Here is a 25618-nt window from a genome sequence, read left to right on the forward strand (position 1 = left end):
CCGGATGTCGGCCCGGTCACGCCAGCAACACGTTGAGCCCGGCAAGCAGGCTCACCACGAGCAGGGCGACGCCCACCACCCACGCCTGGATCCAGCGCCGGCTTGCCGCCGCTTCGGGCGCGGCCAATTGCAGGGCCATCTCGACCTTGCCGGGCGAAGCCATCAGAAGGAACGCCGCCGCCACGTTGTGCACGGCCATGAACCAGAGCACGTCCACGTCGAGGGACTGGGCGATGCTGGCCTGGGTGGCGGCGAACATGGCGTTTGCGCCCGCGTTGGAACCGGTGATGAAGCCGCCCAGCGCGCCGACGAAAGGCGCGAGGCCGAGGTAGGCGGTGCCAGCCTGGGCCAGCACCTGGGCCAGAAAGGCCGCCATGCCTGACACTGCCATCAACACGCCCAGCAGGATGAAGGCGGCAGTGACGGCGCCCACCTGGCGCCAGGCACGCCACGCGCGCTGCGCCGAGTCGCGCGCCGGCCAGCCCGCGGCGAATGCCGCGGTGGCGATGAAAAGCCACAGCGCAGGCGAGGCGAGGTAACGCGCCGATGTCGGCAGCGCGGCTGCCTTCACGAGTGCACCTGCGGCCAGCACCCCGCCCAGCAGCAAGGCGTAGCTGGCGAGCGCGCGGCGTCCCGCCGGGCCGAGCGCTGGTGCCGCCCCCGCCGCCGCGCGCGTTCGCATCACGTGCAGGAGGATGATCGCTAGGGCACCGAGTGCGCCCGCTGGCGCCGTCCCGACCAGCGCGTTGGCGCCCGTCACCGTGATCGTCAGCAGCACGCCAGACAGCACGCCTTGCAGCACCGCGACGCCGCGGTGCCCGGGCGCACTCGCGAACCAGGCCGCCAGCGCACCGGTCACGACGAAGGGGATGAGGCTCACCATGCCCGAGGCCACGCCGAGCGTCTGGAACGGCAGGCCGGCCATGGTGGCGGCGATGAGGGTGCCGGGCCCCATCGAGCCCCAGGGCACAGTGCACAGGCCCAGCAAGCCCAGCAGCACGACGTGACGTGCGGGCAGGCCGAAGTGCGCGAGCAGCGGTATCCCGATGGTGACCCCAATGCCGAACCCCGTAACGGACTCTGCAAAGGGCGTCACCCCGTGGACGACGAGCAGCACGGCGCCCACACCCTGACCGGCCCGTGCGCGGATCCAGGCAGCCAGCTGGGCCTGGCCATGCGCCTGGCGCAGGACGTCGGACATCAGCAGCCCGCCGCCCACGATCAGCAGCACCTCGACCAACACCGGCGTCCAGTGCAGCAGCGCAGGTGCGATGCTGCCGGGTGGCATGGGAAAGGCGAGTGCGATGGCAAGGAGCGCGGCCGCAACGCCCGTAAGGGCGGCAGGCAGCGAGCGCACGCCCAGGCCCAACGCGAGCAGCGTTGAGAGCACGGGTAGCGCGGCGAGCAGCGTCGTCACGATCACGCGGGCACGAGGCCACGCACGGCCGCTAGCCCGCCAGGCTGCGCAGCACGTTGCGCACCGCCGTCACGCGCTTGGTGAGATCCGAACCATCGATCTCCAGGCGCAGACGGTCCTGGCCGGAAAGTCGGATGTGCTTGTTCTTCTGGACGAGTTCGATGATGCGGATGGGGTCGATGGGCGGATTGGCCACGAACTGCAAGGCAGCGCTCGAATCATTGGCGTCGATCTTGTGCACACCAACGCGCCGGCCGGCCAGGCGCAGCCGGTGGGTTTCGAGCAACGCCTGCGCGGCTTCGGGCAGCCGGCCAAAACGGTCGATCAACTCTTCGTGCATGCGGTCCAGATCGTCGTCCGTCTCGCAGCTCGACAGCCGCTTGTAGATCGACAGCCGGGCGTGGATGTCGCCGCAGTAATCATTGGGCAACAACGCGGGCACGTGCAGATTCACTTCCTCGCTCGCCGCGAGTGGGGCGGACAGATCCGGCTCCTGACCGTTCTTCAGCGCCCGCACGGCGTCAGCCAGCATGTCGGTGTAGAGCTGGAAGCCGATCTCCTGGATGTTGCCGGATTGCGAATCGCCGAGCACTTCGCCCACGCCTCGGATCTCCAGGTCGTGCATGGCCAGGTAGAAGCCCGAGCCCAGCTCTTCCATCGACTGGATGGCCTCGAGCCGCTTCTTGGCGTTGGTGGTGATCGCGTCCTCGCCGGGCGTCAGAAGATACGCATAGGCCTGGTGGTGCGAGCGCCCCACGCGGCCGCGCAACTGGTGCAGCTGGGCGAGCCCGAAGCGATCGGCGCGATGGATCACGATGGTGTTGGCGCTGGGCACGTCGATGCCCGTCTCGATGATGGTCGTGCACAGCAGCACGTTGAAGCGCTGCTGGTAGAAGTCCTTCATCACCTGCTCGAGTTCGCGTTCGGGCATTTGGCCATGGGCCACGGCAATGCGGGCCTCGGGCACGAGCTCTTCCAGACGCGCTCGGCGATTGTGGATGGTCTCCACCTCGTTGTGCAGGAAGTACACCTGGCCGCCGCGCTTCAGTTCGCGCAGCAGCGCCTCGCGGATCGTGCTGCCATCCTCGCGGCGCAGGAAGGTCTTGATGGCCAGTCGCTTTTGCGGGGCGGTGGCGATCACGGAAAAATCGCGCAGGCCTTCGAGCGACATGCCGAGTGTGCGCGGAATGGGCGTGGCCGTGAGCGTGAGCACGTCCACTTCTGCGCGCAGGGCTTTCAAGCCTTCCTTCTGGCGCACGCCGAAACGGTGCTCCTCGTCGATGATGACCAGGCCCAGCCGCTTGAACTGGATCTTGTCCGAGAGCAGTTTGTGGGTACCAATGACGATATCCACGCGTCCGTCGTTGATCTGCTCGATGGCCGCGGCCGTTTCCTTGGCCGAGCGAAAGCGCGAGAGCTCGGCCACGCGCACGGGCCAGTCCGCGAAGCGGTTGGCGAAGTTGGCCGCATGCTGCTCGGCGAGCAGCGTGGTCGGGCACAAGATGGCCACTTGCTTGTCATTGGCCACGGCCATGAAAGCCGCCCGCAGTGCGACTTCCGTCTTGCCAAAGCCCACGTCGCCACACACCAGGCGGTCCATGGGCTTGCCCGAGGTCATGTCCATGATCACGGCCTGGATGGCGGCCGCTTGATCCGGCGTTTCCTCGAAACCGAAGGTCTCGGCAAAGGCCTCGTAGTCGGACAATGGCAGTTTGAAGGAGAAGCCTTCGCGCGCCGCGCGCCGGGCATAGAGATTCAGGAGCTCGGCCGCGGTGTCGCGCGCCTGCTTGGCGGCCTTGCGGCGGGCCTTCTCCCATTGACCGGACCCGAGCTGGTGCAGCGGGGCTGAATCCGAGTCCGCCCCGCTGTAGCGCGAGATGACGTGCAGCTGGGATACCGGCACGTAGAGCGTGGCGGCGTTGGCGTATTCCAGATGCAGGAATTCGGTGTCGCCTTCGCCGAGGTCCATGCTGACCAGGCCGTGATAGCGGCCGATGCCGTGCTGGGCGTGGACGACCGGGTCGCCCTCGCGCAGCTCGGCCAGATCGCGCACCATCGCCTCGACGTTGCTCGTGCGATCCTTGCCACGCCGCTTGCGCGACGCCGCCGTGTGGCCGGGATACAGATCGCTCTCGGTGAGCAACACCACGTCGGGATCGCGCAGGGCGAAGCCCACCGACAGGGGCGCGACAGCGATGCCGAAATGAACGTCTCCGGCAAGGAATTCTTCGATGCTCGCGACAGGCTCGGGGCGCAAGCCGTGTTCGGCGAGCATCTGCGAGACGGTCTCGCGCCGGCCGGCCGAATCGGCGCACAGGAGCACGCGGTGCGGGGTGCCCGGGGCCACCAGCGCCCGCAACCGGGCGACCGGGTCGGCAGCTTGACGATGCACTGCCACGTCCGGCGGGGCCGAGAGATCGGGGTCCTCGCCCGTGGTGAACGCCAGCCGGGCGAAGTGGCGCAGCTCACCAAATAGCCCCTCTTCATTCATCAGGAGGCTAGTGGGCGGCAGGATGGGCCGCTCGCGGTCGCTCTTCAGGAAGTCGTAGCGGCTCTGCGTATCCTGCAGATAGCGGCGGATCGCGTCCTCCGCATCACCCACCGTGACCGCCACGGCGTCCTTCGGGAGATACTCGAAGAGTGTCGCTGTCTCGTCGAAGAAGAGCGGCAGGTAATACTCCACCCCCGGAAAGGGGATGCCGTTGCCGATGTCCCGATAGGGCAGGGCACGCGACGGATCGCCTTCGAAGACTTCCCGAAATCGCGCGCGAAACGCCGTGCGTGCAGGCTCGTCCATCGGGAATTCGCGCCCCGGCAGCAGCTCCACCTCGCGCACCGGGTACAGGCTGCGCTGCGTGTCCGCGTCGAAAGCCCGGATGGATTCGATGGTGTCGTCAAAGAGATCCAGGCGATACGGCAGCGCCGAGCCCATCGGGAACAGGTCGATCAGCCCACCGCGGATGCTGAACTCGCCAGGGGCGGCCACCTGTTGCACGTGGGTGTAGTTCGCCAGCACCAGCTGATCGCGCAGCGCGGCCTCGTCCAGACGCTCGCCCTGGCGGAACGAGAACGTGTGCGCCGCGAGGAACGAGGGGGGCGCCAGCCGGTACAGCGCGGTCGTCACCGGTACCGTGAGCACGTCCACGGATTTCTGCATCAGGGCGTGGAGCGTGCGCAACCGCTGCGAGATCAGATCCTGGTGCGGGGAGAACGCGTCGTAGGGCAGCGTCTCCCAATCCGGCATCTGATAGACCCGCAGGCTGGGATCGAACAGCGCGATCTCCTCGGACAGGCGCTGCGCGTCGAGCGGGGCGGCGGTCAGCACGACCAGCGGCTGGCCGGTCTGGCGCGCAAGGCGGGACAGCAGCCAGGCATCGCCGGCGCCAGGCGGCTGGGCGCGGGCGTACCGCTGGCCGGGTTTCAAGGCGGCGGCCAGAGTGGCGACGCAGGCGGGGGCGGGGGCAGAGGCGGGCATGAAGCGATCGATTATAGGGAATCCGCCTAGCAGCGGCCGTGCCCGTGCCCGGCCTCGGCGTGCGGGTATGATGGCGCCCATGTCGCTTCCTGATTCTGCCAGCCCGGCGCTCATCGCCATCGTGCCCGCCGCCGGTGTCGGCCTGCGCGCCTCGCGAGGCTCGCACGCAGGCCCCAAGCAATACCGCCAGATCGCTGGCAAGACGATGCTGCGCTGGAGCGTGGAAGCCTTGCTCGCCGAACGTCGCATCACCCGTGTCGTGGTTGCCGTGGCGCCTGGCGACGGCCTGGCCGATGCGGTGCTCTCCGGGCTGCCGCGCACCGCGGTGCTGGCATGCGGCGGTGAGACGCGGCATGAGACGGTGGCCAATGCGCTCGATACGCTGCGCCCCGGCCCCCGCGACTGGGTGCTGGTGCACGATGCGGCGCGCCCGGGCTTGCCCGCCGAGGCGCTGGCGCGGTTGATCGACACCTGCCTGCAGGATGCCGTCGGCGGGCTGCTCGCCTTGCCGGTGGCCGACACGGTCAAGGAGGGCGAGGTCCTTGCGGGTGGCTCGCGCGTGGCACGCACGTTGTCGCGCGAGAATCTCTGGCAGGCGCAGACGCCACAGATGTTCCGCGCCGGTCTGCTGGCCGAGGCCTTCGCCACGGTCACGCGCGAGGGCTTCGCGCCCACGGACGAAGCCGGCGCGGTGGAGGCGGCTGGGCACCGGCCGCTGCTGGTGCCAGGAGCCATGGCGAATGCCAAGGTCACCTGGCCGGACGATTTTGCATGGATGGAACGATGGCTGGGATGACGCAGGCAATGCGAGTGGGGCAGGGTTACGACGTACACGCGCTCGTGGAAGGGCGCCCGCTCATCATCGGCGGGGTCACGATCCCCTACGACAAGGGCCTGGCGGGCCATTCGGATGCCGATGTGCTGCTGCACGCCGTCACCGATGCGGTGCTGGGCGCCGCCGGCCTGGGCGACATCGGCCGCCACTTTCCCGATACCGATCCGCAATGGAAGGGCGCGGACAGCCGCGTCCTGCTGCGCGAGGCGTACGCGAAGGTGCAGGCGGCGGGGTGGGCGGTGGTCAACGTGGACGCCACCGTTCATGCGCAGGCGCCCAAGATCGGCCCGCATGCGCCCGCCATGCAGGCCAACATCGCTGCCGATCTCGGCCTGCCGGATGTGGGCTGTGTGAATATCAAGGCCAAGACCAACGAATCGCTCGGCTTTCTCGGCCGCCGTGAAGGCATCGCGGCCACCGTCGTCACGCTGCTCGCGCGGGCAGGCTAGCGTGGCACCGCGCGGCAGGCAGCCCCTGCGGGCCTGTCTGCCGCGCCGTCACAGGCGCTGCCATATCACGGCAGCGCGCGGCCGGGCCCGGTGTCGGGCGGCTCGTATACTCTGGGTTCCCTGGCGCACGCCGCTCTTGCGCGTCGCCGATGTTCCGAGGAGTTCGCATGCTGAAAGGTAAATCCGCCCTCGTCACGGGCTCGACCAGCGGGATCGGCCTGGCCTATGCCCGCGCCTTCGCCGCCCAGGGCGCCGACGTCATGATCAACGGCCTGGGCGACGCGGCGCAGATCGAGGCCGCACGCCAGGCCATCGAGACGGATTTCGGCGTGCGCGCCCTGTATTCGGCCGCCGACATGACGCAGCCGGACCAGATCGAAGCCATGGTGCGCGAGGCCGAGTCCACGCTCGGCAAGGTCGACATCCTCGTGAACAACGCAGGCATCCAGCATGTGTCGCCCATCGACGAGTTCCCGATCGACAAGTGGAACGCGATCATCGCGATCAACCTGTCCTCGGCGTTCCACACGATGCGGGCCGTGCTGCCCGGCATGAAGGCGCGCCGCTGGGGCCGGATCATCAACACGGCGTCCGCGCACGCCCTGGTGGCCTCGCCCTACAAGTCCGCCTACGTGGCCGCCAAGCACGGCATCGCCGGGCTCACCAAGACGGCTGCGCTCGAAGTCGCGCAACTGGGCATCACCGTCAACGCGATCTGCCCCGGCTATGTCTGGACGCCGCTCGTCGAGCGCCAGGTGCCGGACACGGCCAAGGCGCGTGGCATCTCCGAAGAAGCCGTCAAGCGCGACGTGCTCCTTGCTGCCCAGCCCACCAAGGAGTTCGTCACGGTCGAGGAAGTGGCTGCCCTCGCCGTGTTCCTTGCCAGCGACGGCGCGCGTTCGATGACGGGGACGCTGTTGCCCGTGGACGGTGGCTGGACCGCCGCCTGACGCCGCGAATCGGGTCGCGCGTGGCGCGACCCGCTACCTCTCCAGGCCCGTCGTCATGGCGATGGCGGCCTCCCGGGCGCTGCGCTGCGGCGTGTGCCCGCTTTTCCTGATCCAGACTCCCCCATGCTGTTTACGCTCTCGCCTGCAAAATCCCTCGATTACGAAACTCCGCTCGATCCGGCACTGCCCGAGCCCACGCAACCCGTGTTCGTCAAGCAGGCGAGCCAGCTCATCGACGTGCTGCGCGAGAAATCCGCCGACGACATTGCGGCGCTGATGAAGCTCAGCGACAACCTCGCCGAGCTCAATGTCGAGCGCTACGCCCAGTGGAAGCCGCGCTTCACCGCCAAGGAATCCCGGCCTGCCGTGCTGGCCTTCAACGGCGACGTCTACGAAGGTCTGGAGGCGGCAACGCTGCCCCCCAAGGCACTCACGTGGGCCCAGGATCACCTGGCGATCCTGAGCGGTCTGTACGGCGTACTGCGCCCGTTCGATCTCATGCGCCCGTATCGTCTGGAGATGGGCACGCGTCTGCCGGTGGGCAACGCGAAGAACCTGTATGGCTTCTGGGGCGACACGATCGCCGAGCATCTCAACGCGCGTCTGGACGAGGCGAGCGGGGAGCGGGCGGTCGTGAACCTCGCTTCCGAGGAATACTTCAAGTCCGTGCGCCTGCAGACGCTCAAGGCCCCGGTGATTCCGTGCGTGTTCGAGGACTGGAAGAACGGCGAGTACAAGATCATCAGCTTTCACGCCAAGCGCGCCCGCGGGCTGATGGCCCGGTTCGCCGCGCTGCATCGCCCGAAGAAGGTGGCCGACTTGCGTGACTTCGACCTCGAGGGCTACCGCTACGATGCCAAGGCGTCGGCCGACGAGCGTCTCGTGTTCCGGCGCAAGACAGCATGACCGCGCGCGTGGCGGGTCGCGGCGCGCTCGCTGTCTTTCTCGTCTTCGCGCTGGGCTACTTCATCTCCTACCTGTTTCGCGGCGTCAATATCGGCTTCGGCCCGCCGCTGCAGGCCGAGCTCGGCCTGTCTTCGCGTGACCTGGGCCTGCTCACCGGGGTGTACTTCCTGGCGTTCTCGGCGGTGCAGATCCCCGCGGGCATCCTGATCGACACCTACGGGCCGCGGCGCGTCAATGCCATTCTGATGTTGCTCGCAGCGGCGGGCACGGTGGTGTTCGGCGCCTCGCACAGCATCGCCGGGCTGGTGGTGGGCCGGGCCATGGTGGGCATTGGCGTCGCGGTCTGTCTGGGCGCGGCGTTCAAGGCCCTCGTGCAGGTCTTTCCGCTGTCGCGGCTGCCCATGCTCAACGGCCTCATCATGGCGATCGGCGGCATGGGGGGCGTCGTGGTGGGCACGCCGTTGTCCGCGCTGATGGCGCACCTCGACTGGCGGACGGTGAGCATGCTGATCGCGCTGCCAACGGTGCTCGTGGCCGTGGCCGTGTGGTTCGGGGGCCGTGCCGGCGAGCAGTTGCCGGCCCGGCGCCCGACGCTGGCCGAGCAGTGGCAGGGCACGCGCGACATCGCGCGCGACCCGGGGTTCTGGCGGTTGTCGCTCTTTGCCGTCCTCACGGGCGGCGCGTTCTATGCCGTGCAGTCGCTCTGGGTGGCGCCGTATCTGCGCGACGTGCGCGGTCTTGCCCCGGATGCCGCGGCAGGCCTAGTGTCGGTGCTGGGTCTGTCGATGGTGGGCGGCAACATCGTGCTCGGTCTGATGGCGCGCAAGGTGGAGCGTCTGGGCCTCGGCCTGCGCGGCTTCGCCGGGCTCGGGATGAGTCTTTTTCTCGTCGTCCAGCTCCTCATGATCCTGCCCTGGTCGCTGCCCGTGCCCGACGCCCTGCTGTGGGTGGCCTACGGGGTGTTCGGCTCGGCCACCATTCTGTCCTATGCCGTCATGGCCGAGCGCTATCCGGTCGAGATGCTGGGCCGGGTGAGCACGACGATGACCTTGTCGATGTTTCTCATGATCTTCGTCTGTCAGGCGGGCGTGGGTGCGATCGTCGATCTGTGGCCGACGCTGCCCGATGGCCGTGCCCCTGCCGCTGCCCATCGCACGGCGTGGGCCGTGCTGCTCGGCCTGCAGTTGCTGGGCGCGGCCGCCTATTTCTGGCCGGCCCGACGTCAGACGGGGCCGGGCACGACAGCAGCCCGGTAGAGTGTGGTAAACAGGATGGTGACGTCAGCAAAAAAGGGCGGCCCGCGCCGTCCGCACCATCCAATACTGGAGACACCATGTCGAGGCTTCCCGCGCCGCTGGGCTCGTTGCCCCTGCCCATCATCGGCTCGCCGCTTTTCATCATCAGCAATCCCAAGCTCGTCATCGAGCAGTGCAAGGCGGGTGTCGTAGGCTCCATGCCTGCGCTGAACGCGCGCCCCGCCGCACAGCTGGACGAGTGGCTGCACGAGATCACCGAAACGCTGGCGGACTACAACCGCGCCAACCCGGACAAGCCCGCTGCGCCGTTCGCGATCAACCAGATCGTGCACAAGAGCAACGACCGGCTCGAGCACGACATGGAGATGGTCGCCAAGTACAAGGTGCCGATCATCATCACTTCGCTGGGTGCGCGCGAGGACGTGAACCAGGCCATCCACGCCTACGGCGGCGTGGTCCTGCATGACGTGATCAACAATCGCTTCGCCCACAAGGCGATCGAGAAGGGCGCCGACGGCCTCATCGCGGTTGCAGCGGGCGCGGGCGGTCATGCCGGCAGCAAGAGCCCCTTCGCGCTCATCCAGGAAATCCGTGAGTGGTTCGACGGCCCGCTCGCCCTGAGCGGCTCCATCGCCAGCGGGCGCGCCGTGCTCGCCGCGCAGGTCCTGGGCGCGGACTTCGCCTACATCGGCTCGGCCTTCATCGCCACCGAAGAAGCGCGCGCCGTGGACGCCTACAAGCAGGCCATCGTCGATGCCACGTCCGACGACATCATCTACAGCAACCTCTTCACGGGCGTGTTGGGCAATTACCTGCGTCCCTCCATCGAGGCCGCCGGCCTGGATCCGGACAACCTGCCAGTGAGCGACCCGACCAAGATGAACTTCGGCTCCGATCGCGAGAAGCCGAAGGCCTGGAAGGAGATCTGGGGCTGCGGCCAGGGCATCGGCACCATTCGCGAGGTGCTGCCCGCGCGCGAGTTCATCGCGCGCCTGGCCCGCGAATATGCCGAAGCGCGTCAGCAGTACTTCCCGGGCGTGCGCGCGGCTGCGTGATCGGGGGCGGGCGTGCCGCTGCACGCTGCGCCCCCATGAGACGGGCCGTGCGAGCGCACGGCCCGTTGCGCCTCAGAGCGCCTTGGCCATGTCCTCGACGACCTTCTTGGCGTCGCCAAAGACCATCATCGTCTTGTCCAGGTAGAAGAGATCGTTGTCCAGGCCCGCATAGCCCGCGGCCATGGAGCGCTTGTTCACGATCACCGTGCGTGCCTTGTAGGCTTCCAGGATCGGCATGCCTGCGATAGGTGAGCCCGGATCATGCGCCGCAGGGTTGACGACGTCGTTGGCGCCCAGCACCAGCACCACGTCGGTCTGCCCGAATTCGGCGTTGATGTCGTCCATCTCGAAGACCTGGTCGTAGGGCACCTCGGCTTCGGCCAGCAGCACGTTCATGTGGCCCGGCATGCGGCCGGCCACCGGATGGATCGCATAGCGCACCGTGACGCCCTTCTCGGTGAGCTTGGCCGCGAGCTCCTTCAACGGATGCTGCGCGCGCGCCACGGCCAGGCCGTAGCCCGGCACGATGATGACCGAATCCGCGTTACCCAGCAGAAAGGCCGCATCATCCGCGCTGCCTGACTTCACGCTGCGCTCAGCCTGCGCTGCGGCACCTTGCGCCGCTTCGCCGCCGAAGCCGCCCAGGATCACGTTGAAGAACGAGCGGTTCATCGCCTTGCACATGATGTAGGACAGGATCGCCCCGCTCGAGCCCACCAGCGAGCCTGCGATGATGAGCATGGGGTTGTTGAGCGAGAAGCCGATGCCGGCCGCTGCCCAGCCCGAGTAGCTGTTGAGCATGGACACCACTACGGGCATGTCTGCGCCGCCGATCGGAATGATGAGCAGCACGCCCAGTGCGAAGGCGATGAGCGTCATGACGATGAAGGGCGCCCAATGGCCATCGAGCGCGAAGAGCACGCCACCGGCCAGCATCACCGTGCCCAGTACCGCATTGAGCAGGTGCTGACCCCGGAACACCACGGGTGCGCCCTGGAACACCCGCAGCTTGAAGCGGCCCGAGAGCTTGCCGAACGCGATGACGGAGCCCGAGAACGTGATCGCGCCGACGAAGGTGCCGATGAAGAGCTCGACCCGGTTGCCCAGTGGAATGGGAAGGCCCGGCGCGGCAGTGAGGCCGAAGGCCTGCGGCTCGGCGATCACCGCCACGGCGATGCACACAGCCGCGAGCCCGATCATGCTGTGCATGAAGGCCACCAGCTCCGGCATCTGCGTCATGGGTACGCGTTGCGCCATGCGGGTGCCGATGGCGCCGCCCACGATCAGCGCCCCCAGCACCCAGGCCAGCCCGCTCGCGAGATTCACCTGCGGCATGTGCAGCGACAACGTGTGCATGAGGCCCGCAGTGGTGACGATGGCAATGGCCATGCCGACCATGCCGAAGAGATTGCCACGGCGGGACGTGGTGGGATGCGAGAGCCCCTTCAGCGCCTGGATGAAGCACACAGCGGCCACGAGATACAGCAGGGTGACGACGTTCAACGACAGCATGGAGGCTTCTCCTGCCCGGCGGGAATCGGCTACGTGCGGGGCCGCTACTGCGGCGTCTTGCGGTCCTTCTTGCGGAACATCTCCAGCATGCGGCGCGTCACCAGAAACCCGCCGAACACGTTCACGGCCGCCAGCGCCACGGCGATCACGCCCATGGATTTGGCGAGCCCGCCCGTGGTGAGGGCCGCAGCCAGCATGGCGCCCACGATCACGATGGCCGAGATGGCGTTGGTCACCGCCATCAACGGCGTGTGCAGCGCAGGCGTCACGTTCCAGACGACGTGATAGCCCACGTAGACGGCCAGCACGAAGATGATGAGATTGAGCAGGGTGGGGTCGATGCTGGGCATGGCGCTAGCCTCCTCGGGTGACAGTGCCGTTCTCGCAGACGAGGCAGGCAGCGACGATCTCGTCCTCGCGGGCGATGGCGAGTGCGCCATCCGCACCGGTGATGAGGCGGGTGAACTCGAAGAGGTTGCGCGCGTAGAGCGCGGAGGCGTCGGTGGGCACCAGCGCCGGCAGGTTCGATGGCGCAAGGAGGATGACGCCACCGTGCTCGACCACGGTGTCCGCGCGCGAGAGCGGGCAGTTGCCGCCGCGCTCGATGGCCAGATCCACGATCACTGCCCCCGGGCGCATGGCAGCCACCGTCTCGGCCGAGATCAGCTGCGGGGCAGGGCGCCCGGGTATCAGGGCGGTAGTGATGACGATGTCGGCCTGCCGACAGCGCTCTGCCACGCGCGCGGCCTGGCGCTGCATCCAGGCGGCGGGCATGGGCCGGGCATAGCCGCCGACGCCTTCGGCGATCTCGCGCTCCTCGTCGGTCTCGAACGGCACGTCGATGAACTTGGCCCCGAGCGATTCCACCTGCTCGCGTGCGGCGGGCCGCACGTCCGAGGCTTCGACCACCGCGCCCAGCCGGCGCGCCGTCGCGATCGCCTGCAGCCCGGCCACGCCCGCGCCCAGCACCACGACGCGCGCGGCCTTCACGGTGCCGGCGGCCGTCATGAGCATGGGCATGAAGCGCCCGTAGTGTTGAGTGGCGAGCAGCACGGCCTTGTAGCCGGCCACGTTGGCCTGCGAGGAGAGCACGTCCAGGCTTTGCGCACGGGTGATGCGCGGGGCGGCCTCCAGCGCGAACGCCGTGACGCCGGTCGCCGCCAGCCGGGCAAGGCCCGTCGTGTCAAAGGGGTCCAGCAGCCCGACGAGCACGCTGCCGCGCCGCAGGGCGGCGTCCTCCTCGGGTAGCGGGGCGCGCACTTTCAGTAGCAGATCGGCCCCAAAGGCGGCCATGGCGTCACCCAGGCCTGCCCCGGCAGCGACATAGGCGTCGTCGGTATAATGCGCGGCTGCGCCCGCCCCGGATTCGACCGTCACGACATGGCCCGCGGCCACATAACGGCGCACCGTATCCGGCGTGACAGCCACCCTGGCTTCGCCCTGCCTGCGTTCACGCGGAATGCCAATATGCATGGCGCCTCCAAGGGCGGTAGCGTGCCGTTTTTCGGCTTGCCAGCCGCGTTGTGCTCGTCTGTGGCAAGCATACATGACTAGGTGAAAGAATTGACAACGTCCCGCTGGAAGCCCGCGGTCACTGTCGCTTCCGTGGTGGAGCGCGACGGCAAGTTCCTGCTCGTCGAGGAAGAGACCTCCGACGGCGTACGCTGGAACCAGCCTGCCGGCCACCTCGAACCCGATGAGTCGATCATCGCTGGCGCCGTGCGCGAGACGCTCGAGGAGACGGCGCATGAGCTCACGCCAACGGCCTGGCTCGGCGCCTACCTCGCACCCGCGGGCGACACGGCCTACCTGCGCTTTGCCATCATCGGTACGGTGGGCGAACCCGTGCCTGGCCTCGCGCTGGACTTCGGTATCCATCGCGCCTTCTGGATCGACGCCGATGGCCTGCGGGCCCGCCCGGACATGCACCGCAGCCCGGTCGTGATGCGCTGCGTGGAAGACTACGTCGCGCGCCAGCGCGCGGGCGAGCCCTTCCTGCCGCTGCACAGCATCACCTACCTGGATCCGGAGCCGCGCTGATGGCCCGCGAACGTGTCGTGATCGGCTTGTCGGGTGGCGTGGATTCGTCGGTCTCCGCCTGGCTGCTCAAGCAGCAGGGCTACGAGGTTATCGGTCTGTTCATGAAGAACTGGGAAGACGACGACGACTCCGAGTATTGCTCCACGCGCCAGGATTGGCTGGATGCAGCCAGCGTGGCCGACGTCATCGGCATCGACATCGAGGCCGTGAACTTCGCCGCCGAGTACAAGGATCGCGTCTTCGCCGAATTCCTGCGGGAGTACTCCGCGGGCCGCACGCCCAATCCTGACGTGCTGTGCAATGCCGAGATCAAGTTCAAGGCCTTCCTCGATCACGCCATGCGCATGGGCGCGGAGCGCATCGCCACGGGGCACTACGCCCGGGTGCGCCACGTGGAGTCGGGTCCGCAGGCGGGACAGGTGCAGTTGCTCAAGGCGCTGGACGGCACGAAGGACCAGAGCTACTTCCTGCATCGCCTGAACCAGGCTCAACTCGCGCGCACGCTCTTTCCGCTGGGCGAGACGCCTAAATCCGAGGTGCGCCGGCTTGCCCGCGAGATCGGCCTGCCCAACGCGGCCAAGAAGGATTCGACGGGTATCTGCTTCATCGGCGAGCGGCCGTTCCAGGAGTTCCTGAACCGTTACCTGCCGACCAAGCCAGGCCCGATCCTGACCGACGATGGCCGTGAAGTGGGCAAGCACGACGGCCTGGCGTTCTACACGCTTGGCCAGCGCAAGGGCCTGGGCATCGGCGGCGTGAAGGGCCGTCAGGCCGAGGACGGCACGGCGCTCGCCTGGTACACCGCGCGCAAGGATCTGGCGAACAATGTCCTGTACGTGGTGCAGGGACACGATCACCCCTGGCTGTTGTCGGGCGAATTGCAGGCCCAGGACGCGAGCTGGGTGGCGGGGGCGCCGCCCGAAGCGGGCCACTACGGTGCGAAGACGCGTTACCGGCAGCCAGATGCCGGGTGTTCGCTGCTCGATGGGGCGGGCGACGGCCGCTTTGCGCTGCGTTTCGATGAGCCGCAGTGGGCGGTGACGCCGGGGCAGTCGGCCGTGTTGTATGACGGGGATGTGTGCCTGGGTGGCGGGATCATCGCCTGATTCGCTGCAGCGATATCTGAGTTCTTGAGGCGCCGTCGGTGCGGGTGCGCTGGGCGGGGCCGGTCGCGCGGCCGGGCCTGAACGGCCCGGCTGCCCTCTCGCTCCGGGGGTCGTGACGGGCGGTCGGCGAACTCGGAGGGTGGACAGTCCCCCGGACTGTCCACACCCGCCTCCTCAGACATCGCCTCCCTTGCCTCCCGTCACGACCCCCTGCGCTCGGCGCGCTCCAACGGCCCCGCCCAGCGCACCCGCCCCGACGGCTCAGGCACATGCTGAGTCGGAAGAGGGCCTGACCCAGTGGCAAGTGATTCTGCCCCACTCGCACCCGCCCGCATTTGCGGCCCATGCAGCACGCTGTTGATTGCAGCCATATGGCTCGCATGGGCGACGACGTCATGCCAATGAGACCCAAGTCCATGCCTGTTAAGCACGGCGCCCCTGCGCGCTTCACCGTCCACGACCTCACGCCTCTCAATGACGGAGGCCTCGTGCAGGGTCACGGCCGTGGGGCCGTCGGAGTGCGCCGAGCGTAGGGTGTCAGGACGGGAGGCAAGGATGGCGATGTTTGAGGAGGCGGGTGTGGACAGTCCAGTGGACTGTCCACCCTCCGAGTTCGCCATCCGCCCGTCCTGATACCCGGAGCGAGAGGGTAGCCGGGCCGTGAAGGCCCGGCCGCACGACCGGCCCCACGGCCGTGACCCTGCACGAGGCCATACTTAAGAACTCAATGCAGTTCTTGATGGCATGAAATCGAGTCAGGAAGCCAAAAAATCAGCGAATCGTTATGGGGTTCTTGGGTAAACCCGAATGCAAAACCCCGATCCATGTGAAAAAATGAACTCAGTGTTCATTTAAAGGCCTGGATCATGAAGACCATCGTGCGCAGTGACGAACGCATCCTCACGTCGGACATCTTCGACCGCGATCGCAAGGAAGAGCGTCAGGACCTGGGCGCGTGGCAGGAGCCAGGGCGCTCGGTGCCCATCTATCGTCGCTGCGGCGTGCTGGTCGTGGGCGGCGGGCCTTCCGGGACGGCGGCAGCCGCCGCTGCTGCGAAAGAAGGCGCGGACGTGGTGCTGCTCGAGCGCTACAACCACCTGGGCGGGCTGTCCACCGGCGGGCTCGTGATCTGGATCGACCGGATGACCGATTGGGAAGGCAAGCTCGTCATCCGCGGCTTCGCGGAAGAGCTCTTCGATCGTCTGCCCGCCGACGCCGTCGCTGGCCCGTCCCGCGCAGATTGGGGCTCGCGAGACACCGGCAAGGCCGGATACTGGTCCAATCGCACCGCGGCCTATCACGGCGTCGTCACATGGTCACCCACCATCGACCCCGAGCGGCTGAAGCTCCTGTCCCAGGAAATCGTGCTTGAGCGGAATGTGAAGCTCGTCTATCACAGCTGGGCGGCCGTGCCGATCGTTGAGGGCGGCAAGGTCAAGGGCGTGGTCTTCGAGAGCAAGGAAGGCCGCATGGCCATCATGGCCGACGTTGTCGTGGATGCGACCGGCGATGGTGACGTCTTCGCCCGGGCCGGTGCCGATTTCGAGAACGACATCGAAGAAGGCGACGTCCACCACTGCATGAACACCGCCTGGCTGTTCGGCGGTGTGGACATGAATCGCTGGATCGACTTCAAGACCGGCCAACCCGACCAGCACGCCGAGTTCATGGCGCGTGGGCGCAACGAGCTTGGCCTCTTCGAGCGCCCGTTCGTGTCGTGGCGCAACGACATCGCGCTCTTCATGGGGCCGCGCCAGTCCGGCTATTCGGCGCTGGACGTGGACGATCTCACGGCCGTGGAAGTGCGCTCGCACCGCGCCATGGCCGCGCACCTCGAGTATTTCCGCAAGCATGCCCCAGGCTTCGAGAGTGCCTACATGCTCTACAGCGCGCCGCAGCTTGGCGTGCGCCATACCCGGCGGTTGAAGGGCGTGGGCGCGGTACGTCGCAGCCAGTGGCCGGATGGCGTGGCGCTGGGCGACGAAGTAGGCGTGACGCCGGCCGTGTCGCCCAAGTTTCCCAACATCTCGATTCCGTATGGTGCCCTGGTGCCGGCGCGCCTGGATGGCTTGCTCGCCTGCGGCCGACATGTGTCGTGCGATCCGAACTCACATGGCTTCATGCGCGAGATTCCGCAGTGCTGGATCACCGGGCAGGCGGCGGGCACGGCGGCGGCGCTGGCCGTGGCGCAGGGCGTGGCGCCGCGCGATCTGGACGTCGGCACGCTGCAGGCGGCCTTGTTGCGCCAGGGCGTGTTCGTGCGGCCGCAGACCGAGACGGTGGCATGATGCGGGCTTTGCCTTCGGGGTGGCTCCGCCAGCTGGCGGGGGCGCGCCTTGGCTGCTGAGGAGAATCTGCCATGGCGCAAAGCCTGAAAGTCGTCGACGACACCGTGAGTGCACCGCCCGCCAAGGGCGATACCGTGAGTGCGCTCGAACGCGGCATCGGCATCCTGCGCTGCTTCACCGAGCAGGTGCCGGTCCTTTCCTATGTCGAGCTCGAGCGTGCCACTGGCATCCCCCGGCCTACGGTGGTGCGGCTGGTAGCCACCCTGATGGCCCAGGGCCTGCTGCGGCATGCGCCTGGCGGCGAGCGCTTCATGCTGGGGGCCGGCATCGTGTCGCTCGCGCGCGTGTTCCTGTCGTCGCTCGACGTTCGCGCCGTGGCGCGTGGCCCCATGCAGGCATTGGCCGACGAATTGGGTGGCTCGGTGTATCTGGCCATTCGCGAAGGGCTGGACATGGTGCTCATCGAGGCCTGCCGCTCGCGCTCGTCGCTGCTCACGCCGCGCCTGGACGTGGGCTCGCGCGCGCCGCTCGCAAGCTCGGCGCTGGGCCGTGCGTGCCTGATCGCCTTGCCCGCCGCGCAACGCCAGCACCTGCTCGATTCGCTCGCGATGGGGCGGGGTGCCGACTGGGTGCAGTCATCCTCGGCGCTGGCTCCGGCGCTGGCGGCAGGCCGTGCGGCAGGCTACTGCCTGTCGATTGGCGAATTCCATCGCGACATCAATTCCGTGGCCGTGCCCGTCGTGGACGCGCAGGGCGACGTCATGGCCGTGAACTTTGGCGGCGCCGCGTTCGATTTTCCAGGCGAGCGCCTCACGCGCGATGTCGCCCCACGCATCGTGGCGCTGGCCGAGGCCATTGCCCAACAGATCGGCGGGCGCGTCGCTGTCGCGCCCGATTGATACCCAGGAGACCCGCATGCAACTGACCGACGACGAAAAGGCCATGCGCGATGGCCGGGATGGCCGCGCCGTGGCGCGCGCCATGGACTTGCTGACGCGCTATGGCGAAGCGCTGGGCGCCGAGCGACTGGTCGAGACGCGTAACGTCACGGGCACCGTGACCGCAACGACGCCGTTCATGCGGGACTTCGCCGAGCAACGCGGCGGCATGGATGCCGTCTTCAGCGAATTCAGCCTGGACAGCGATGAAGTGGTCGAGATCCCGCGCGTGAAGACCTTCACGAGCCATCTGCAGCTGGGCTTCGATCCGAACGAGCCCGAGCGCATGGGAGTATCGGAGGAGACTGTCACCTTCTACCGCAAGAGCGAAGCCTTTGCTGGGCGCATGGGCGTGCAGCTCATGAACACCTGTACGCCGTATCAGGTGGGCAACGTGCCCACGCGCGGCGAGCACTGCGCGTGGATGGAGTCGTCGGCGGTGATCTACTGCAACGGGGTGCTGGGGGCACGCACCAATACCGAAGGTCGCGAGAGTGTGGGGGCGGCGATGTTGACGAGCCGCATTCCGTACTGGGGCTACCATCTGGATGAGAATCGTCTCGGTACTCACCGCATCGAGCTCGATGTGCCGGTAGAGAGCACGGCGGATTGGGGCATGCTCGGCTACTACGTGGGCGAAGTCGTGCAGGACAAGGTGCCCGTGGTCGATGGCGTGCGGGCCGTGCCCAACCTGCAGCGTCTGAAGCATTTCGGCGCAGCGGCCGCCTCGTCCGGCGGGGTCGAAATGTACCACCTGGTGGGCATCACGCCTGAAGCCAACACGTTCGAGCAGGCAATCGGGAAGCGTCGCGCGGTGCCGACCCTGCGCTACGGCGCGGCCGAGCGGCGCGCGGTGTATGAGCGCCTGAATGCCAATGGCAACCGCACCGAGGTGGACTACGTGATGCTGGGGTGCCCGCATTACACCATCGAGCAGATCTGGGAAGCCTCGGTGCTGCTCGAGGGCCGGCGCGTGCACGAGAACTGTGAGCTCTGGATCTTCACCCCGCGCGCCATCAAGACGCTCGCCGACCAGAACGGCTATACCAAGATCATCGAAGACGCCGGCGGGCACATCTTCTCGGACAGTTGCTCGGCCATGAGCCGCGCGGTGCCCAAGGATACGCGGGTGGTGGCGATGGATTCGGCCAAGCAGGCGCACTACCTGCCGGCGATCCTGGGTGTGGAGGCCTGGTTCGGGTCCACCGCTGACTGCATCGATGCGGCCTGCTCGGGCCGCTGGGACGGGAGGCTGGCATGACGGTGCAGGGATCCGAAGACAGCGTGACACCGTCGGCGTTGGCGAACGTAGCGGTGGCGAAGCAGGGCGGGCCAGACCACGCTGGCGCCGCAGCCACAGCTGAGGCCGGGGCCATGTCAACCCTGCGTCCTCCGGGGCCGCCGGTGCTGCGCCTCACCGGCCGCAAAGTCGTGGGTGGCGTGGCCGAGGGCGAAGCCCTGGTCACGCACGATCACGTCTCCGGGTGGGGCGGCGTCGATGCGCGCACCGGCACCATCGTCGAGACCCACCACGAGCTGCGCGGGCAGAGTTTTGCCGGGAAGGTGCTGGTCTTTCCCGGCGCCAAGGGCTCCTCGGGATGGTCTGCCACGTTCCACTTGGCACGCCTGATGCACAAGGCACCGGCGGCCATGGTGTTCACGGAGATGACCACCAAGATCGCCTTGGGTGCGGTGGTCACGCGGGCCCCGGCACTCACCGATTTCGACCAGGATCCGATCGAACTCATTCGCACGGGCGACTGGGTGCGCGTGGACGCGGATGCCGGCGTTCTGGAAGTGTATCGGCGCTGATCGATACGCCGTGGGTGGCGCGATGAGGCTGCGATAGGACGCAGGGCGCGACAGGGCTGTCGGGCCATGGCCTGCGGTTGACCCTGTCATGCGCGTCGGGCCATAGTGCGGGCATTCCTGTCTCCAAGGTGGCCCATGTCCCGCTTCGCGCATCGCTTCACGGTTTTCGCCATCGTCATCACCGGACTCATCCTGTGCGCCGGCCTCGCGTGGGAGCGCGGTGGCGCCTGGATCGGAGCGGCCGCCGTCCTGGCCGCGCTGGTGCTGCTCGGTTGCTACGACCTCTGGCAGCCGCGCCATGCCATCCGGCGCAATTACCCCATCATCGGCAACATGCGATTCCTGTTCGAATCCGTGCGGCCGGAATTGCGGCAGTATTTCTTCGAGGGCGACAACGACGGCGAGCCGTTCTCGCGCGCGCAGCGCTCCATCGTGTATCAGCGCGCCAAGCGCGAGATGGACAAGCGCCCGTTCGGCACGCAACAGAACGTCTACGCCGAGCACTACGAGTGGATCAACCATTCGGTGGCACCCACGCACATCGGCAATTCGGATTTTCGCGTGCTGGTGGGTGGGGAAAGCTGTACCCAGCCCTATGAGATGTCCGTCTTCAACATCTCGGCCATGAGCTTCGGGGCCCTGTCGGGCAACGCCGTGCTGGCGCTGAACGCGGGTGCGAAGAAAGGGCGCTTCGCGCACGACACAGGTGAGGGCGGGATCAGCCGGTATCACCGCGAGCATGGTGGTGATCTGATCTGGAACATCGGTTCGGGCTACTTCGGGTGCCGTGACGAGCATGGTCGCTTCGATGCAGAAAAGTTCACCGAAGCGGCACGCCAGCCGCAGGTGCGCATGATCGAGCTCAAGCTCTCGCAAGGCGCCAAGCCCGGCCAGGGCGGGATTCTGCCCGGCCCGAAGGTGACGACCGAGATCGCCGCGGCGCGCGGCGTGCCGCAAGGACGGGATTGCCTCTCGCCCGCGGCCCACAGCGCTTTCGACAGCCCCATCACCCTCATGCAGTTCATTGCCCGGCTGCGCGAGCTGTCAGGCGGCAAGCCTGTCGGCTTCAAGCTGTGCATCGGCCATCCCTGGGAATGGTTCGCCATGGTCAAGGCGATGCTGCACACAGGCATCACGCCCGATTTCATCGTGGTCGACGGGGCAGAGGGGGGCACGGGGGCAGCCCCGGTCGAGTTCAGCGACCATGTGGGCGTGCCGCTGCAGGAGGGCCTGCGCCTGGTGCACAACACCCTGGTGGGCGCTGGGCTGCGCGACCGCGTGCGCATCGGTGCCTCGGGCAAGGTGATCACGGGGTTCGACGTGGCGCGCATGCTGGCGATGGGGGCCGACTGGTGCAATGCCGCGCGTGGCTTCATGTTCGCCATCGGTTGCGTGCAGGCGCAGACGTGCCATACGGGCCTGTGCCCGACGGGCGTCGCCACGCAGGATGCCGGCCGTCAGCGGGCCATCGTGGTGCCCGACAAGGCCGAACGGGTCTACAACTATCACCGCTACACGCTGACCGCGCTCGCGGAACTGCTGGAGGCGGGCGGGATCAGCCATCCGGGCGACTTGCGGCCGCAGCACATCGTGCGGCGCATTGCCAACGGCGAGGTTCGCCTGCTCTCGGAGCTGTACCCCACGCTGGAGCCGGGGCAGCTCCTGCGCGAGGAATTCCCGAATCGCATCTACGCCGTGGCGTGGCCCATGGCGCGCGCCGACAGCTTCGCGCCCAACCCGATGCCGGCCGCGGCGTAGCGGCGATGGTTCACTGGGTGTTGAGCCCCAGGCGCTCGATGAGCGCCTTGTCACGCGCGTAGGTCTCGCGCGCCCAGGCCGCGTAGTCCTCGCTGTTGCGATACCAGATCTCCTGGTTCAGCTGGGCGAGCACCTCCTTGTGGCGCGGATCGTCCATGGCCTTGCGAAACGCGTCGTGCAGCGTCTTGACCACGGCGGGATCCATGCCCTTGGGGCCGGCGATGCCGTAGGGCGAGGTGGCCACGACGCCGTAGCCCAGGTCCTTGGCGGTGGGTACGTCCGGCCAGCGCTGCGTGCGCTTCTCGCCGAAGGTCGCGAGCAGGCGCATCTGGCCGCCATCGACGAACTTGTCCCAGCCGCTCGCATCGCTCTGGGCCATCACGTGACCGCCCAGCAAGGCCTGCTGAAGATCCGCATTGCCCTTGAAGGGCACGTGGTTGAGCTTGACCCCGGCGTTGAGGGCGATCTCCTCCATCAGCAGGTGCGGCGAGGTGCCGATGCCGGTCGAGCCGTAGTCGATGAGACCGGGCTTTTCCTTCGCGGCGGCGATGTAGTCGTTGAACGTCTTGTAGGGAGAATCCGCGCGCACGGTGAAGCCGAACGTGTAGCCTGTGACGCCGATGATGTAGGTGAAGTCCTTCAGCGGATCCCAGGAGACCTTCTGCATGTGCGGCATGCGCAGCAGGCCCATCGGGAACTGCGCGATGGTGTAGCCATCGGGTTTGGCGGAGGTGGCCATCGCCGCAGGGCCCAGCGTGCCGCCTGCCCCGGGCTTGTTCTCGATGATCACGGTCTGCCCGAGTTCCTCGCCCACGATCTGTGCGAGCGTGCGCAGGTGGCGGTCCGTCGGGCCGCCGGGCGGCCAGGGCACGATGAGGGTCACGGGCTTGTCCGGGAAGGCCGCCAGCGCGGCAGACGTGTAGGCCCCCGGCAGCAGGGTGAGGGCGGACAGGGCCAGGAGGGTGGCGCGGCGGCGCAGGGGCGAACGGTGCATCAGGGTGTCTCCTCGGGGTGTTGTGGCGTCAGATGGCGCCCGCCCGGGGTCGAGCCCGGGCGGTCCCATTCTGGGGAGCGTTGCAATGCCGCGTCAATCCGCAACGGCCCGGGGCTGCCGCGTCGGGGGCAGGTGGCCGAGCTCGCCGGCCCGGCTATAATCCCCGTTTCCAACCTGCGCCGCACGCTCGTGCGGCAGCGAATGGCAATGACCAAGTACGTTTTCGTCACTGGCGGGGTGGTGTCTTCTCTGGGCAAGGGGATCGCAGCGGCGTCCCTGGGCGCGATCCTCGAATCGCGTGGCCTGAAGGTCACCATGCTCAAGCTCGATCCCTATATCAACGTCGATCCGGGCACCATGAGCCCGTTCCAGCACGGCGAGGTCTTCGTGACCGAAGACGGCGCCGAGACCGACCTGGACCTGGGCCACTACGAGCGCTTCATCTCCGCGCGCATGCGCAAGGTGAACAACTTCACCACCGGCCAGATCTATGAATCGGTGCTGCGCAAGGAGCGCCGCGGCGATTACCTCGGCAAGACCGTGCAGGTGATTCCGCACATCACCAACGAGATCCAGGATTTCGTGGTGCGTGGCGCGAACGCCGCCTGGGGCGCCGAGACGGACGTCGCGATCGTCGAGATCGGCGGCACCGTGGGCGACATCGAATCGCTGCCCTTCCTGGAAGCTGCTCGCCAGATGAGCCTGCGCCTGGGCCGTGGCCAGTGTGCCTTCGTGCACCTCACGCTGGTGCCCTTCATCCCGTCCGCGGGCGAATTGAAGACCAAGCCCACCCAGCACTCGGTGCAGAAGCTGCGCGAAATCGGCGTGTATCCGGACGCGCTCCTCTGCCGTGCCGATCGCCCGATCCCGGACGACGAGCGCGCCAAGATCTCGATGTTCTCCAACGTGCCCCTGGACGCGGTGATCTCCGTGTGGGATGTGGACTCCATCTACAAGATTCCCGCCATGCTGCACAAGCAGGGTCTGGACGAACTCATTTGCACGACGCTCGGCCTGCACCCGCCCGCGGCCGATCTCACCGTGTGGGATCGCCTCATCGAAGCGCGCGAGAACCCCACCGCCGAAGTGCACATCGGCATGGTCGGCAAGTACGTCGACCTCACCGAGTCGTACAAGTCGCTCACGGAAGCCCTGGTGCACGCCGGCATCCACACGCGCAGCAAGGTCGTGATCGACTACATCGACTCCGAAGACATCGAGGCCAACGGCTGCGATGCGCTCAAGGGATTCGATGCCATCCTCGTGCCGGGCGGCTTCGGCAAGCGCGGCACGGAAGGCAAGATGCAGGCGATCCGCTACGCCCGCGAGAACGGCGTGCCGTACCTGGGCATCTGCCTGGGCATGCAGCTCGCCGTGGTGGAATACGCGCGCAACGTGGCCGGCCTCTTGGGTGCCAACAGCACCGAGTTCGACCCGGACACGCTGCACCCCGTCGTCGCGCTCATCAACGAGTGGCAGGATGCCGAAGGCCGTGTCGAGCGCCGCGATGCCGAGTCCGATCTGGGCGGCACCATGCGCAAGGGTGCGCAGCGCGTGCCGATCAAGCCCGGTACCCGTGCCCAGCGCATCTATGGCGACGAGGTCAACGAGCGTCACCGCCACCGCTACGAGGTCAACAACCTCTACGTGCCCAAGCTGGAGGACGCCGGCATGGTGATCAGCGCGCGCACGCCCAGCGAAAGCCTGCCCGAGATCATGGAGCTGCCCCAGCACCCCTGGTTCATGGGTGTGCAGTTCCACCCCGAGTTCACCTCCACCCCGCGTGACGGCCACCCGCTCTTCTCGAGCTACGTGCGCGCGGCGCTCGAGCACAAGAAGGCGCGCGGCGAGGGAGCCCAGGGATGAACGTCTGCGGATTTCCGGTCGGGCTGGACAAGCCCTTCTTCCTGATCGCCGGCCCCTGCGTGATCGAATCGCGCGCGCTGGCGTTCGACACGGCGGGCCGCTTGAAGGAGATCACCAGCCGGCTGGGGATCCCGTTCATCTACAAGAGCTCGTTCGACAAGGCCAATCGCAGTTCGGGTAAATCCTTCCGTGGCCCTGGCATGGCCGAGGGTCTGAAGATCCTGGCCGACGTGCGCGATGCGCTCGGCGTGCCGGTGCTCACGGACGTGCACGAGATCGATCAGGTGGCCGAGGTGGCCGCCGTGGTCGACATGCTCCAGACGCCCGCCTTCCTGTGCCGCCAGACGGATTTCATCCGGGCCTGCGCAGCCACCGGCAAGCCGGTGAACATCAAGAAGGGCCAGTTCCTCGCCCCGCACGACATGCTGCAGGTCGCCGCCAAGGCGCGCGATGCGGCGATCGAGGCGGGTGGGGACGGCAGCAATATCCTAGTGTGCGAGCGCGGTGTGTCCTTCGGGTACAACAACCTCGTCTCCGACATGCGCTCGCTGGCCATCATGCGCGAGACGGGCTGCCCCGTCGTCTTCGATGCGACCCACTCCGTGCAGCTGCCGGGCGGGCAGGGCACGTCCTCCGGCGGCCAGCGCGAATTCGTGCCGGTACTGGCGCGCGCGGCGGTTGCCGTGGGCGTGGCCGGGCTCTTCATGGAAACCCATCCGGACCCGGCCAACGCCATGTCCGATGGCCCGAACGCCGTGCCGCTCGATCAGATGGAAGCCTTGCTCACCACGCTGCGCGATATCGACGCGCTGGTGAAGGGCCAGGGCTTTCTCGAGCAGACCTTCGCTGCGGGCAAGGGCGCCTGAGCTTCATCGATGCGCGGCGAGTGCCGCAGGTACAATCGCGCCAACGCCTATCGGGCGGGCCTGGCTCACGCTGCCCGCCGCCGTTTTTTCTGAAA

Annotated in this window: 21 protein-coding genes; 15 read left to right on the forward strand and 6 right to left on the reverse strand. The window is 67.6% G+C overall.

Annotation, left to right across the window (positions count from 1 at the left end):
* Positions 1-16 precede the first annotated feature (16 nt).
* Together IMZ29_RS12895 and mfd are read right to left on the reverse strand one after the other, a co-directional pair.
* Positions 17-1417 (reverse strand): L-lactate permease, encoded by a 1401-nt coding sequence (locus IMZ29_RS12895; RefSeq protein ID WP_216184502.1) that lies wholly within the window; start codon positions 1415-1417, stop codon positions 17-19.
* 31 nt (positions 1418-1448) lie between these two features.
* Positions 1449-4892: a transcription-repair coupling factor gene (gene mfd / locus IMZ29_RS12900; protein WP_216184505.1), complete on the reverse strand. Its 3444-nt coding sequence runs from the start codon at positions 4890-4892 to the stop codon at positions 1449-1451.
* 79 nt (positions 4893-4971) lie between these two features.
* Between mfd and ispD the strand changes: the two genes are divergently transcribed.
* The 6 genes from ispD (at position 4972) to IMZ29_RS12930 (ending at position 10343) form a co-directional block, all read left to right on the forward strand.
* On the forward strand, positions 4972-5688 hold the full coding sequence (gene ispD, locus IMZ29_RS12905) for a 2-C-methyl-D-erythritol 4-phosphate cytidylyltransferase (RefSeq protein WP_216184508.1): 717 nt from the start codon (positions 4972-4974) through the stop codon (positions 5686-5688).
* Positions 5685-6176 carry a 2-C-methyl-D-erythritol 2,4-cyclodiphosphate synthase gene (gene ispF, locus IMZ29_RS12910; protein WP_216184512.1) on the forward strand — a complete coding sequence of 164 codons (492 nt, stop codon included), beginning with the start codon at positions 5685-5687 and terminating at the stop codon, positions 6174-6176. Before ispD ends, ispF begins: the two co-directional genes overlap by 4 nt.
* A 167-nt stretch (positions 6177-6343) precedes the next feature.
* Entirely contained in the window at positions 6344-7126 is a 783-nt protein-coding gene (locus tag IMZ29_RS12915) for a 3-hydroxybutyrate dehydrogenase (RefSeq protein WP_216184516.1), read from the forward strand.
* Positions 7127-7249: 123 nt separating this feature from the next.
* Positions 7250-8032 (forward strand): peroxide stress protein YaaA, encoded by a 783-nt coding sequence (yaaA, locus tag IMZ29_RS12920; RefSeq protein WP_216184518.1) that lies wholly within the window; start codon positions 7250-7252, stop codon positions 8030-8032.
* A complete protein-coding gene (locus tag IMZ29_RS12925) occupies positions 8029-9288 on the forward strand; it encodes an MFS transporter (protein ID WP_216184521.1) in 1260 nt (419 codons plus the stop codon). The genes yaaA and IMZ29_RS12925 overlap by 4 nt, the downstream gene beginning before the upstream one ends.
* 77 nt (positions 9289-9365) lie before the next feature.
* Positions 9366-10343 carry an NAD(P)H-dependent flavin oxidoreductase gene (locus IMZ29_RS12930; protein WP_216184524.1) on the forward strand — a complete coding sequence of 326 codons (978 nt, stop codon included), beginning with the start codon at positions 9366-9368 and terminating at the stop codon, positions 10341-10343.
* 72 nt (positions 10344-10415) lie between these two features.
* On the opposite strand, the gene IMZ29_RS12935 is transcribed toward IMZ29_RS12930, so the two are convergent.
* Genes IMZ29_RS12935 through IMZ29_RS12945 form a run of 3 tightly spaced genes read right to left on the reverse strand, consistent with a single transcriptional unit; the run spans position 10416 to position 13328 of the window.
* The gene (locus tag IMZ29_RS12935; protein WP_216184527.1) at positions 10416-11855 is read right to left on the reverse strand and encodes an NAD(P)(+) transhydrogenase (Re/Si-specific) subunit beta; all 1440 of its coding nucleotides are present in this window, start codon (positions 11853-11855) and stop codon (positions 10416-10418) included.
* 44 nt (positions 11856-11899) lie between these two features.
* Positions 11900-12205: an NAD(P) transhydrogenase subunit alpha part 2 gene (locus IMZ29_RS12940; protein ID WP_216184530.1), complete on the reverse strand. Its 306-nt coding sequence runs from the start codon at positions 12203-12205 to the stop codon at positions 11900-11902.
* Positions 12206-12209: 4 nt separating this feature from the next.
* Positions 12210-13328, reverse strand: coding sequence for a Re/Si-specific NAD(P)(+) transhydrogenase subunit alpha (locus IMZ29_RS12945; RefSeq protein ID WP_216184533.1), 1119 nt, complete (start codon positions 13326-13328; stop codon positions 12210-12212).
* A gap of 90 nt (positions 13329-13418) precedes the next feature.
* Here IMZ29_RS12945 and IMZ29_RS12950 point away from each other — a divergent pair, with 90 nt between their 5' ends.
* From IMZ29_RS12950 to IMZ29_RS12980, 7 genes are all read left to right on the forward strand, one after another.
* Positions 13419-13895, forward strand: a complete 477-nt coding sequence (locus IMZ29_RS12950) for an NUDIX hydrolase (RefSeq protein WP_216184536.1) — start codon at positions 13419-13421, stop codon at positions 13893-13895.
* Positions 13895-15001 carry a tRNA 2-thiouridine(34) synthase MnmA gene (gene mnmA / locus IMZ29_RS12955; RefSeq protein WP_216184539.1) on the forward strand — a complete coding sequence of 369 codons (1107 nt, stop codon included), beginning with the start codon at positions 13895-13897 and terminating at the stop codon, positions 14999-15001. The genes IMZ29_RS12950 and mnmA overlap by 1 nt, the downstream gene beginning before the upstream one ends.
* 866 nt (positions 15002-15867) lie before the next feature.
* A complete protein-coding gene (locus IMZ29_RS12960) occupies positions 15868-17289 on the forward strand; it encodes an FAD-dependent oxidoreductase (protein WP_216184542.1) in 1422 nt (473 codons plus the stop codon).
* Between the two features lie 71 nt (positions 17290-17360).
* Positions 17361-18188, forward strand: a complete 828-nt coding sequence (locus IMZ29_RS12965; protein WP_216184544.1) for an IclR family transcriptional regulator — start codon at positions 17361-17363, stop codon at positions 18186-18188.
* A 16-nt stretch (positions 18189-18204) separates the two neighbouring features.
* A complete protein-coding gene (locus IMZ29_RS12970) occupies positions 18205-19488 on the forward strand; it encodes an aconitase X (protein WP_216184546.1) in 1284 nt (427 codons plus the stop codon).
* A gap of 113 nt (positions 19489-19601) precedes the next feature.
* Entirely contained in the window at positions 19602-20039 is a 438-nt protein-coding gene (locus IMZ29_RS12975; RefSeq protein WP_253207094.1) for an aconitase X swivel domain-containing protein, read from the forward strand.
* Positions 20040-20174: 135 nt separating this feature from the next.
* Positions 20175-21797 carry an FMN-binding glutamate synthase family protein gene (locus tag IMZ29_RS12980; RefSeq protein ID WP_216184550.1) on the forward strand — a complete coding sequence of 541 codons (1623 nt, stop codon included), beginning with the start codon at positions 20175-20177 and terminating at the stop codon, positions 21795-21797.
* A gap of 10 nt (positions 21798-21807) precedes the next feature.
* Here IMZ29_RS12980 and IMZ29_RS12985 read toward each other — a convergent pair whose 3' ends face one another.
* Entirely contained in the window at positions 21808-22791 is a 984-nt protein-coding gene (locus IMZ29_RS12985) for a tripartite tricarboxylate transporter substrate binding protein (protein ID WP_216184552.1), read from the reverse strand.
* Positions 22792-22998: 207 nt separating this feature from the next.
* Between IMZ29_RS12985 and pyrG the strand changes: the two genes are divergently transcribed.
* Together pyrG and kdsA are read left to right on the forward strand one after the other, a co-directional pair.
* Positions 22999-24657 carry a CTP synthase gene (gene pyrG / locus IMZ29_RS12990; protein ID WP_216184554.1) on the forward strand — a complete coding sequence of 553 codons (1659 nt, stop codon included), beginning with the start codon at positions 22999-23001 and terminating at the stop codon, positions 24655-24657.
* The gene (gene kdsA / locus IMZ29_RS12995; RefSeq protein ID WP_216184556.1) at positions 24654-25523 is read left to right on the forward strand and encodes a 3-deoxy-8-phosphooctulonate synthase; all 870 of its coding nucleotides are present in this window, start codon (positions 24654-24656) and stop codon (positions 25521-25523) included. Before pyrG ends, kdsA begins: the two co-directional genes overlap by 4 nt.
* Positions 25524-25618 lie beyond the last annotated feature (95 nt).

Origin of the sequence: Verticiella alkaliphila (genome assembly GCF_018904615.1) — a bacterium.
Lineage (GTDB): Bacteria > Pseudomonadota > Gammaproteobacteria > Burkholderiales > Burkholderiaceae_B > Verticiella > Verticiella alkaliphila.

Bases quoted from the DNA above. Each gene is read 5' to 3' on its own strand.
- mfd (WP_216184505.1), bottom strand. From the start codon at position 4,892: ATGCCCGCCTCTGCCCCCGCCCCCGCCTGCGTCGCCACTCTGGCCGCC.
- ispD (WP_216184508.1), top strand. From the start codon at position 4,972: ATGTCGCTTCCTGATTCTGCCAGCCCGGCGCTCATCGCCATCGTGCCC.
- ispF (WP_216184512.1), top strand. From the start codon at position 5,685: ATGACGCAGGCAATGCGAGTGGGGCAGGGTTACGACGTACACGCGCTC.
- IMZ29_RS12915 (WP_216184516.1), top strand. From the start codon at position 6,344: ATGCTGAAAGGTAAATCCGCCCTCGTCACGGGCTCGACCAGCGGGATC.
- yaaA (WP_216184518.1), top strand. From the start codon at position 7,250: ATGCTGTTTACGCTCTCGCCTGCAAAATCCCTCGATTACGAAACTCCG.
- IMZ29_RS12925 (WP_216184521.1), top strand. From the start codon at position 8,029: ATGACCGCGCGCGTGGCGGGTCGCGGCGCGCTCGCTGTCTTTCTCGTC.
- IMZ29_RS12930 (WP_216184524.1), top strand. From the start codon at position 9,366: ATGTCGAGGCTTCCCGCGCCGCTGGGCTCGTTGCCCCTGCCCATCATC.
- IMZ29_RS12935 (WP_216184527.1), bottom strand. From the start codon at position 11,855: ATGCTGTCGTTGAACGTCGTCACCCTGCTGTATCTCGTGGCCGCTGTG.
- IMZ29_RS12940 (WP_216184530.1), bottom strand. From the start codon at position 12,205: ATGCCCAGCATCGACCCCACCCTGCTCAATCTCATCATCTTCGTGCTG.
- IMZ29_RS12945 (WP_216184533.1), bottom strand. From the start codon at position 13,328: ATGCATATTGGCATTCCGCGTGAACGCAGGCAGGGCGAAGCCAGGGTG.
- mnmA (WP_216184539.1), top strand. From the start codon at position 13,895: ATGGCCCGCGAACGTGTCGTGATCGGCTTGTCGGGTGGCGTGGATTCG.
- IMZ29_RS12960 (WP_216184542.1), top strand. From the start codon at position 15,868: ATGAAGACCATCGTGCGCAGTGACGAACGCATCCTCACGTCGGACATC.
- IMZ29_RS12965 (WP_216184544.1), top strand. From the start codon at position 17,361: ATGGCGCAAAGCCTGAAAGTCGTCGACGACACCGTGAGTGCACCGCCC.
- IMZ29_RS12970 (WP_216184546.1), top strand. From the start codon at position 18,205: ATGCAACTGACCGACGACGAAAAGGCCATGCGCGATGGCCGGGATGGC.
- IMZ29_RS12975 (WP_253207094.1), top strand. From the start codon at position 19,602: ATGTCAACCCTGCGTCCTCCGGGGCCGCCGGTGCTGCGCCTCACCGGC.
- IMZ29_RS12980 (WP_216184550.1), top strand. From the start codon at position 20,175: ATGTCCCGCTTCGCGCATCGCTTCACGGTTTTCGCCATCGTCATCACC.
- IMZ29_RS12985 (WP_216184552.1), bottom strand. From the start codon at position 22,791: ATGCACCGTTCGCCCCTGCGCCGCCGCGCCACCCTCCTGGCCCTGTCC.
- pyrG (WP_216184554.1), top strand. From the start codon at position 22,999: ATGACCAAGTACGTTTTCGTCACTGGCGGGGTGGTGTCTTCTCTGGGC.
- kdsA (WP_216184556.1), top strand. From the start codon at position 24,654: ATGAACGTCTGCGGATTTCCGGTCGGGCTGGACAAGCCCTTCTTCCTG.